The organism is Phenylobacterium sp. (assembly GCF_030651755.1).
Classification (GTDB): domain Bacteria; phylum Pseudomonadota; class Alphaproteobacteria; order Caulobacterales; family Caulobacteraceae; genus Phenylobacterium.
The window spans coordinates 23,583-30,325 of sequence record NZ_JAUSBZ010000162.1 but is presented as its reverse complement, the minus strand read 5'-3'; the positions used below and the strand labels follow the sequence as shown (position 1 = coordinate 30,325).

The window sequence follows — 6,743 nt, the reverse complement described above, 5'->3', positions numbered from 1 at the left end:
GTCAGCACCTGCATGCATTCTCGGCGAGACGCTTCAGGGGGGCCTGTCCGCTCATTTTGAGCGCGGCCCTTGTTTCCCGTTATGGGCGAGTAGACTAGGTTGTCTCCTACGAGCGGAGACGTCTTTATACTTGGTTAATGCAGTCTTCCATCTGGAATGACGGCGAAATCTGACTAACGAAAGCTCCGCTTCGCCCGAAATGTGACAACTTCTCGTTGCTTATGCAACGAGACCGACTGCGGGAGTGATCGTTATGTTTTCGTTAACCTCAAGCCATGCGCCCCTGGCGCTTGATGAGGGCGGGACATCCCGCTCCGTCGTTCCCCGAGAACCCAGGGGCTGGGTGGAAAGTGAGTCAATCGCGTTTGATCAGGACTTCCACCGGCTGTTCTATCGGTGGAGCGGGCACTTCTCCGCCGTCTTGATCCGGACCCGGGCGCGGTTCGATGGGGATCTGGACCAATATGTCCTCTATCTCACCTTCCTGCTTTCGGAACTCGCCGACCGCCTTAACAGCGAAGGAGCCGCGCCGCGTCCTCAACGCGGGCTGAACGCCCTGAGCCTGTCGGAAATCACCGGAATTCCCAGGGAGAGCGCCCGGCGCAAATTGCTGCTGCTGGCGGCCAATGGCTATTTGAACCGGGATGAAAACGGCCTCTTCACCCTGGGAGAGCGATACGGACTCAAGACCTTCTTCGACGAACTGAAGCCCCTTTTCACCGACCCCATCGATTCCCGAAGCTGAGCGGTTCAGTCAACCTCATCCATCCAGCGCCATAGCGCCCGGATGGCGAGGGCCCGCAGGGCCGCATCTTCCGACTCAAGCTCCGGCAGCCGGGCCAAGGCCAGGGCGTCATTGAGCGTCAACGGAGTCCGAGCCGATACGGCCAGGCCGAGTCGCCGCGCCGTGTGCTGAAAGCGCCGCCAGGCGCAGTCGACGGTCGTCGCCGAGGTGACCGCACTATGGGGCAGAAGCCCCCCCTGCAGCACCCGCTGGAAGGCGACCAACCGGGCGCCGCCGCAGAGTCGCCTAGCCATGTATTCGAACGACTCCTGGTCCAGCGGTTCCATCGCCAGGTCCCCGGCTGAGGGACCCAGCAGGATCGCCCCCGGCGCGGTCGAACGGACCAGGGCGCTCATCACCACGTTCCCCCGATCATCGACGAAGGCGTGCTGCAGGACATGATCCCGTCCCTGGAGCCCTAAAGAGCGTATGGCGAAGTATAGATTGTCGCTCGCTCCAAGGTCAGCGCGAAATACTCGGCGACCAAAAGGCGACTTTGCAGGGACGCGATTTTGTGGCCGCTCAGACCTCAGGGCCAGATCGACTCTCGATATATCAGGGCGACGCTCACCAAGACCAAAAAGCGACGCGATGCTCATGACAGACCTCCATTCGTTGGAGGCATGAGGCCATTTTTATCTGATCTATGAAATACCGCTCATTCCTATACTGGGATGATTACTCTATATTAAACAACCTAACCTGGGTGGAGCGTCGGGCCCGCACCGCATCAGGCGACCATTGCGACGCCGTCCAACCATGGCTAACTGCTGCCCATGAGCAGCCTTGACCCCGTCCGCCTGACCCAGGACCTGATCCGCCGCCCCTCCGTCACCCCGGCCGACGCCGGCGCCATGGATGTGCTGGAAGCCGAACTGGCCAAGCTCGGCTTCACCTGCCGCAGGATGCGGTTCGGGGAGATCGAGAACCTCTACGCCCGTTGGGGGACCGCGCGGCCGAACCTCTGCTTTGCGGGCCATACCGACGTGGTTCCGGTGGGCGACGCCAGCGCCTGGAGCCAGGACGCCTTCGCCGCCGAGATCGTCGATGACATCCTGATCGGCCGCGGCGCGGTGGACATGAAGAGCGCCCTCGCCGCCTTCGCCGCCGCCGCAGCCGCCGGCCTGGCCCGGGGCGAGGTCACCGGCTCCCTCTCCTTCCTGATCACCGGGGACGAGGAAGGGATCGCCATCGATGGCACCAAGAAGGTCGTCGAGGCGCTGATGGCTGAGGGCGAGATCGTCGATCACTGCGTGGTGGGCGAGCCCACCAGCGCCGAGACCTTTGGCGACATGATCAAGATCGGCCGACGCGGCTCGATCAACGCCGAGATCGTGGTCGAGGGCCGGCAGGGCCATGTGGCCTATCCCCACCGGGCGGCCAATCCCGTGCCGGTGCTGGTGCGCATCCTGGCGGCCCTGGACGCCCATGTGCTGGACGAAGGCTATACCGGCTTCCAGCCATCCAATCTCGAGATCACCACCATTGATGTGGGCAACGCCGCCACCAATGTGATCCCTGCCCAGGCCAGGGCCCGGGTGAATATCCGCTTCAATCCGGGCCACAAGGGCGCCGACCTCGCCGCCTGGATCGAGGGCGTGGCCCAGGCCAAGGCCGAAGGCTTCGACGGGGCGGTGCGGGTCACGCCGGCCATCAGCGGCGAGGCCTTCCTGACCGAACCCGGGGACTTCACCGATCTGGTCGCCGCCGCCGTGCGCGACGTGGCCGGCCGCGATCCAGAGCTGTCCACCACCGGCGGCACCTCAGACGCCCGCTTCATCCGCGCCCTGTGCCCGGTTGTGGAGCTGGGGCTGGTGGGCAAGACCATGCATGCGGTGGACGAACGCGCCCCCGTGGCCGAGATTCGCGACCTGCAGGCGGTCTATGAGCGCCTCATCGCCCGCTACTTCGCGCGGTTCGGCGGCTGAAGCGCGCTCGCGCCGAAGGCGCGGAGTGAGCATCAACCACGAAGGACACGAAGTTCACGAAGAGCCTTTGCGTCCTTCGTGCTCTTGGTGAGCTTTGTGGTTCAATCTCCTGGCGCTAACGCGCCATACTTCACGCCCACCAGATAGAGGCCGGCGGCCGGCGCCACGGGGCCGCAGGCGCGGCGATCGCGGGCCGCCAGGGCGTCGGCCACATCGGCGGCGCTCCACCGTCCCAGCCCCACCTCCGCCAGGGTGCCGGTCATGGAGCGGACCTGCCGGTGGAGGAAGGAGCGCGAGGCGAACTCCAGCACCACCTCTTCGCCCTCGCGACGCACCCGGGCCACGTCCAGGGTCTTCATCGGCGACTTGGCCTGGCACTGCAGGTCACGGAAGGTGGTGAAGTCGTGATGGCCCACCAGGGCCTGGGCCGCAGTATGCATGGCGTCAGCGTCCAGGGGCTTCTTCACATGCCAGACCCGGCCCCAGTCCAGGGCCGGCGGCGCCTTGCGGTTGAGGATGCGGTAGATGTAGCGCCGCTCGATGGCCGAGAAGCGCGCATGCCAGCGGGGATCCTCCACCTGTTCGGCCGACAGGATGGCGATGGGCTGCGGCACGAGGTGGGCGTTGAGCGCGTCGCGGACCACATCGGCCTTCCAGGCCTTGTCCAGGTCCACATGCACCACCTGGCCGATGGCGTGGACGCCGGTGTCGGTGCGGCCCGCCGCCTGCAGGCGTAGGTCCTGGCCGCAGAAGCCTTTCACCGCGGCCTCAATGGCGCCCTGCACCGAGGCCAGCCCCGCCTGGGCCTGGAAGCCCCGATAGGGCCGGCCGTCATACTCCACGGTGAGCTTGTAGCGCGGCATCAGCTAAGCCTTGCGCCCGCCGACAGGGGAAAGCCCCGCAGGAAGACCTCCGCGTCCTGGGGGCCGCGTCCCTCCCGCTGGAGCCGCAATAGACGCACCGCCCCCTCGCCGCAGGCCACCAGCAGCTGGTCGTCCAGCACCTCACCTGGAGCGCCAGCGCCGTCCTCGCGGACGCAGGCCAGGACCTTGACGCGAACCGGCCCCTTGTCCCCCGGCGCCTCGAACCAGGCGCCGGGGAAGGGCGACAGGCCACGAATCTGGCCGTCTACCCGCGCAGCGGCCTTCGACCAGTCGATGCGCGCGGTCTTGGGGCGGATCTTCTTGGCGTAGGTGATCCCCTCGGCCGACTGGGGAATCTCCTGGGCGACCCCGGCCTCGATCTTCGGCAGGGTCTGCGCCAGCAGGTCGGCGCCCAGCTCGGCCAGACGGTCGTGGATATCGCCAGCGGTGTCCCGTGGGCCGATGCGCACCGTGGCGGTGGCCAGCACCGGGCCCTCATCCAGGCCCTCGGTCATTCGCATGACCTGCACGCCGGTGATCTCGTCGCCGGCCATGACCGCCCGCTGGATGGGCGCCGCGCCTCGCCAGCGGGGCAGGAGCGAGCCATGCAGGTTGAAGGCGCCCAGCCGGGGCGCCTCCAGCACCTCCCGGGTCAGGATCTGGCCGTAGGCGACCACGCAGGCGGCATCCAGATCCAACGCCCGGAAGATCTCGATCTCGGCGGGATCGCGCATGGAAGCCGGCGTGCGCACTGGCAGACCATGGTCCTGCGCAAAGGCGTGCACCGGCGAGGGCTTCAGCGCCTGGCCCCGTCCCCTCGGCGCCGGGGGCTGGGAATAGACGCAGGCGATATCGTGGCCGGCCGCCACCAGGCGGGCCAGGGCGATGACGGCGAAGTCGGGAGTTCCAAGAAAGGCCAGACGCATGGACGCCGTTTACCCCGCCGCCCTCCAGGGCGCAAAGCTGCGGAACCGAAGGACAAGCTTGACCGTTGATAGGGCGCTTCAGAACCCAAGGAGGTTTCCATGCGCCTGACGATCATCGCCGCCCTCGCGACCCTGGCGCTCGCCGCCTGCACAGAGGCCGAAAAAGATCAGGCCCGAACCGAGGCCAAGGCCGCTGGAACTGAACTCAAGGCGGCCGCCTCAGAAGCCGGGGCCGAACTCAAGACCGTGGCGTCTGACGCCGCGGCCCTGGCGAAGGACGCGGCCAGCGATGCTGGCCAAGCCCTGAAGGAAGCCGGCGCGGAAATCCGGGAGACGGCTGACGAAGCCACCTCGGAATAGGGCCGCCGCCGCTCAGAGGTTTCGCCTCAGGCGGCGCGGGCCTGCTTCTTGACCTTGGCCACCGCCCGGTCACGCTTCAGGCGCGACAGGTGGTCGATGAACAGGACGCCCTCCAGGTGGTCCATCTCGTGCTGGATGCAGACGGCGAACAGCCCCTCGGCGTCCTCCTCCACCTGCTCCCCCTGATAGTTGAGGTAGCGCAGCTTGACCCGGGCCGGACGCTCGACCTCGTCATAGATGTCGGGGATCGACAGGCAGCCCTCCTCGTAGGGCGCGGTGTCGTCCGACGCCCAGAGGATCTCGGGGTTCACATAGTAGCGCGGCTGGCGCTCGTCGTCGGGGCCGGCGATGTCCATGACGATGACGCGCTTGGGCACGCCGATCTGGATCGCGGCCAGGCCGATGCCGGGCGCGGCGTACATGGTCTCGAGCATGTCGTCCATGAGGGCGCGCAGCGCATCATCGACAGCCTCCACCGGCTGGGAGACCTGCTTGAGGATCGGGTTCGGGACCGTGAGGATTTCGCGAATGGCCATAGTTGCGAGGTAAGCGCGCCAAACCTGAGCGTCAAGGTCGGCCTTTGTCGCGGCTCAGCCGTCCTCGCCCACAGCCCGGATGCGAGGCGCCGACTCTGAGCCGGACTCCGCCGCAAGCTTGGCCAGGGGCCGCACGGCGGTTTCGATGGGGCTGAGCTCAGGGATATCGCGTCCCTCGTGGTCGACCTTAAGGTCCTCAAAGCGCCGGGCCTGGGTCAGCACCTGGGTCTCCAGGGAGCCGACCATCTGATTGTACTTGCCGACGGCCTCTTCCAGCTTCTTGCCCACGGCCGCGGCATGGCCGCCCATGACCGACAGGCGCTTGTAGAGCTCGCGACCGAGCTTGGAGATCTCCTGGGCGTTGGCCGCCTGCTCCTCCACCCGCCAGCCATAGACCACCGCCTTGCACAGGGCGAACAGGGTCGTGGGCGTCACCACCAGCACCCGACGATCCATGGCCTCGCTCATCAGGTCCGGCGCCCGGTCGAGCGCCGCGGCCAGGAAGCTGTCGCCGGGGATGAACATGGCCACGAAATCGGGCGAGGCGGGAAACTGGTCCCAATAGGCCTTGGCCGACAGGCTCTGCATGTGAGCCCGCACGCTCTGGGCATGGCGGACGAAACAGGCTTCGCGCGCCGCGTCATCGGTGGCTTCCTGGGCGTCGAGGAAGGCGTTCAGCGAGCACTTGGCGTCGATGACGAACAGGGCCCCGCCCGGCAGGCGCACGGTGACGTCGGGGCGTCGGCGGCCTTCCTCGGTGTCGGTGGCCACCTGTTCCTCGAAATCGTAGCGGTGTGATAGGCCCGCGGCCTCCAGCACATTGCGCAGGGTCTGCTCCCCCCAGCGGCCCTGGACGCCGGCCCCCCGGCGCAGCGCCGCCGACAACTTGCGCGCCTCGTCCTGGGTGGCGACAGACGCGGTCAGCAGCTGGGCGATCTGAGCCTTCAGCCCGCCGGTCTCCTCGGCGCGGGTCTTCTCCACCGCCGTGACCTGCTCCTGGAACTTGGCGAGCGTCTCGGCCACCGGCTTCAGCTGGGCCTCCAGCCTGGCCTGGGCCAGTTGCTCGCGATTGCGGAAGGTCTCCTCGGTGCGCTTGAGCAGGGCCTCGGCCACCACATTGGCCGACTGGGCCGCCTGGTTGCGCAGAATTTCGGCCTGGGCCTCTGACTGAGCCTTGAAGCTGCGCAGCTCGGCCTCGGCGCCCGCGCTGTGGTCGCGCAGGGTCCAGTAGTCGCCCTGCAGCCGGTCAGCGCGGCGCCGCTCCATCAGCGCCCAGGCGAAGCCGGCGATAGCGGCCAGGGCGCAGACCACCACGGCGACGAGGGAGGCATCCAGGTTCATGCTCC

At 67.3% G+C, this 6,743-nt stretch carries 8 protein-coding genes; 3 read left to right on the top strand and 5 right to left on the bottom strand.

All coding sequences use genetic code 11. The features are described 5' to 3' along the window. Window positions 1–343 precede the first annotated feature (343 nt). The gene (locus Q7V15_RS16210) at window positions 344–745 is read left to right on the top strand and encodes a hypothetical protein (RefSeq protein WP_304756883.1); all 402 of its coding nucleotides are present in this window, start codon (window positions 344–346) and stop codon (window positions 743–745) included. A gap of 5 nt (window positions 746–750) precedes the next feature. Here Q7V15_RS16210 and Q7V15_RS16205 read toward each other — a convergent pair whose 3' ends face one another. Next, window positions 751–1,140 carry a hypothetical protein gene (locus Q7V15_RS16205; protein ID WP_304756882.1) on the bottom strand — a complete coding sequence of 130 codons (390 nt, stop codon included), beginning with the start codon at window positions 1,138–1,140 and terminating at the stop codon, window positions 751–753. Window positions 1,141–1,560: 420 nt separating this feature from the next. On the opposite strand from Q7V15_RS16205, the gene dapE reads away from it, so the two are divergent. Further along, a complete protein-coding gene (dapE, locus tag Q7V15_RS16200; RefSeq protein ID WP_304756880.1) occupies window positions 1,561–2,712 on the top strand; it encodes a succinyl-diaminopimelate desuccinylase in 1,152 nt (383 codons plus the stop codon). Between the two features lie 101 nt (window positions 2,713–2,813). Here the strand turns inward: dapE and truA are convergent, their stop codons facing one another. Both truA and fmt read right to left on the bottom strand, forming a co-directional pair. Next, entirely contained in the window at window positions 2,814–3,575 is a 762-nt protein-coding gene (gene truA, locus Q7V15_RS16195; protein ID WP_304756878.1) for a tRNA pseudouridine(38-40) synthase TruA, read from the bottom strand. Then, window positions 3,575–4,501, bottom strand: coding sequence for a methionyl-tRNA formyltransferase (gene fmt / locus Q7V15_RS16190; protein ID WP_304756877.1), 927 nt, complete (start codon window positions 4,499–4,501; stop codon window positions 3,575–3,577). Before fmt ends, truA begins: the two co-directional genes overlap by 1 nt. 99 nt (window positions 4,502–4,600) lie before the next feature. Here fmt and Q7V15_RS16185 point away from each other — a divergent pair, with 99 nt between their 5' ends. Then, window positions 4,601–4,861, top strand: coding sequence for a cell surface protein (locus tag Q7V15_RS16185; RefSeq protein WP_304756876.1), 261 nt, complete (start codon window positions 4,601–4,603; stop codon window positions 4,859–4,861). Window positions 4,862–4,887: 26 nt separating this feature from the next. Here the strand turns inward: Q7V15_RS16185 and Q7V15_RS16180 are convergent, their stop codons facing one another. Beyond that, complete coding sequence (locus Q7V15_RS16180; RefSeq protein WP_304756875.1) at window positions 4,888–5,397, bottom strand: peptide deformylase; 510 nt, start codon at window positions 5,395–5,397, stop codon at window positions 4,888–4,890. Between the two features lie 54 nt (window positions 5,398–5,451). Further along, window positions 5,452–6,738, bottom strand: a complete 1,287-nt coding sequence (gene rmuC / locus Q7V15_RS16175) for a DNA recombination protein RmuC (RefSeq protein WP_304756873.1) — start codon at window positions 6,736–6,738, stop codon at window positions 5,452–5,454. Window positions 6,739–6,743: the final 5 nt, after the last annotated feature.

Excerpts from the sequence above, each read along its gene's own strand:
- Q7V15_RS16180 (WP_304756875.1), bottom strand. The coding sequence starts at position 5,397 with ATGGCCATTCGCGAAATCCTCACGGTCCCGAACCCGATCCTCAAGCAG.
- dapE (WP_304756880.1), top strand. The coding sequence starts at position 1,561 with ATGAGCAGCCTTGACCCCGTCCGCCTGACCCAGGACCTGATCCGCCGC.
- truA (WP_304756878.1), bottom strand. The coding sequence starts at position 3,575 with ATGCCGCGCTACAAGCTCACCGTGGAGTATGACGGCCGGCCCTATCGG.
- Q7V15_RS16205 (WP_304756882.1), bottom strand. The coding sequence starts at position 1,140 with ATGAGCGCCCTGGTCCGTTCGACCGCGCCGGGGGCGATCCTGCTGGGT.
- fmt (WP_304756877.1), bottom strand. The coding sequence starts at position 4,501 with ATGCGTCTGGCCTTTCTTGGAACTCCCGACTTCGCCGTCATCGCCCTG.
- Q7V15_RS16185 (WP_304756876.1), top strand. The coding sequence starts at position 4,601 with ATGCGCCTGACGATCATCGCCGCCCTCGCGACCCTGGCGCTCGCCGCC.
- rmuC (WP_304756873.1), bottom strand. The coding sequence starts at position 6,738 with ATGAACCTGGATGCCTCCCTCGTCGCCGTGGTGGTCTGCGCCCTGGCC.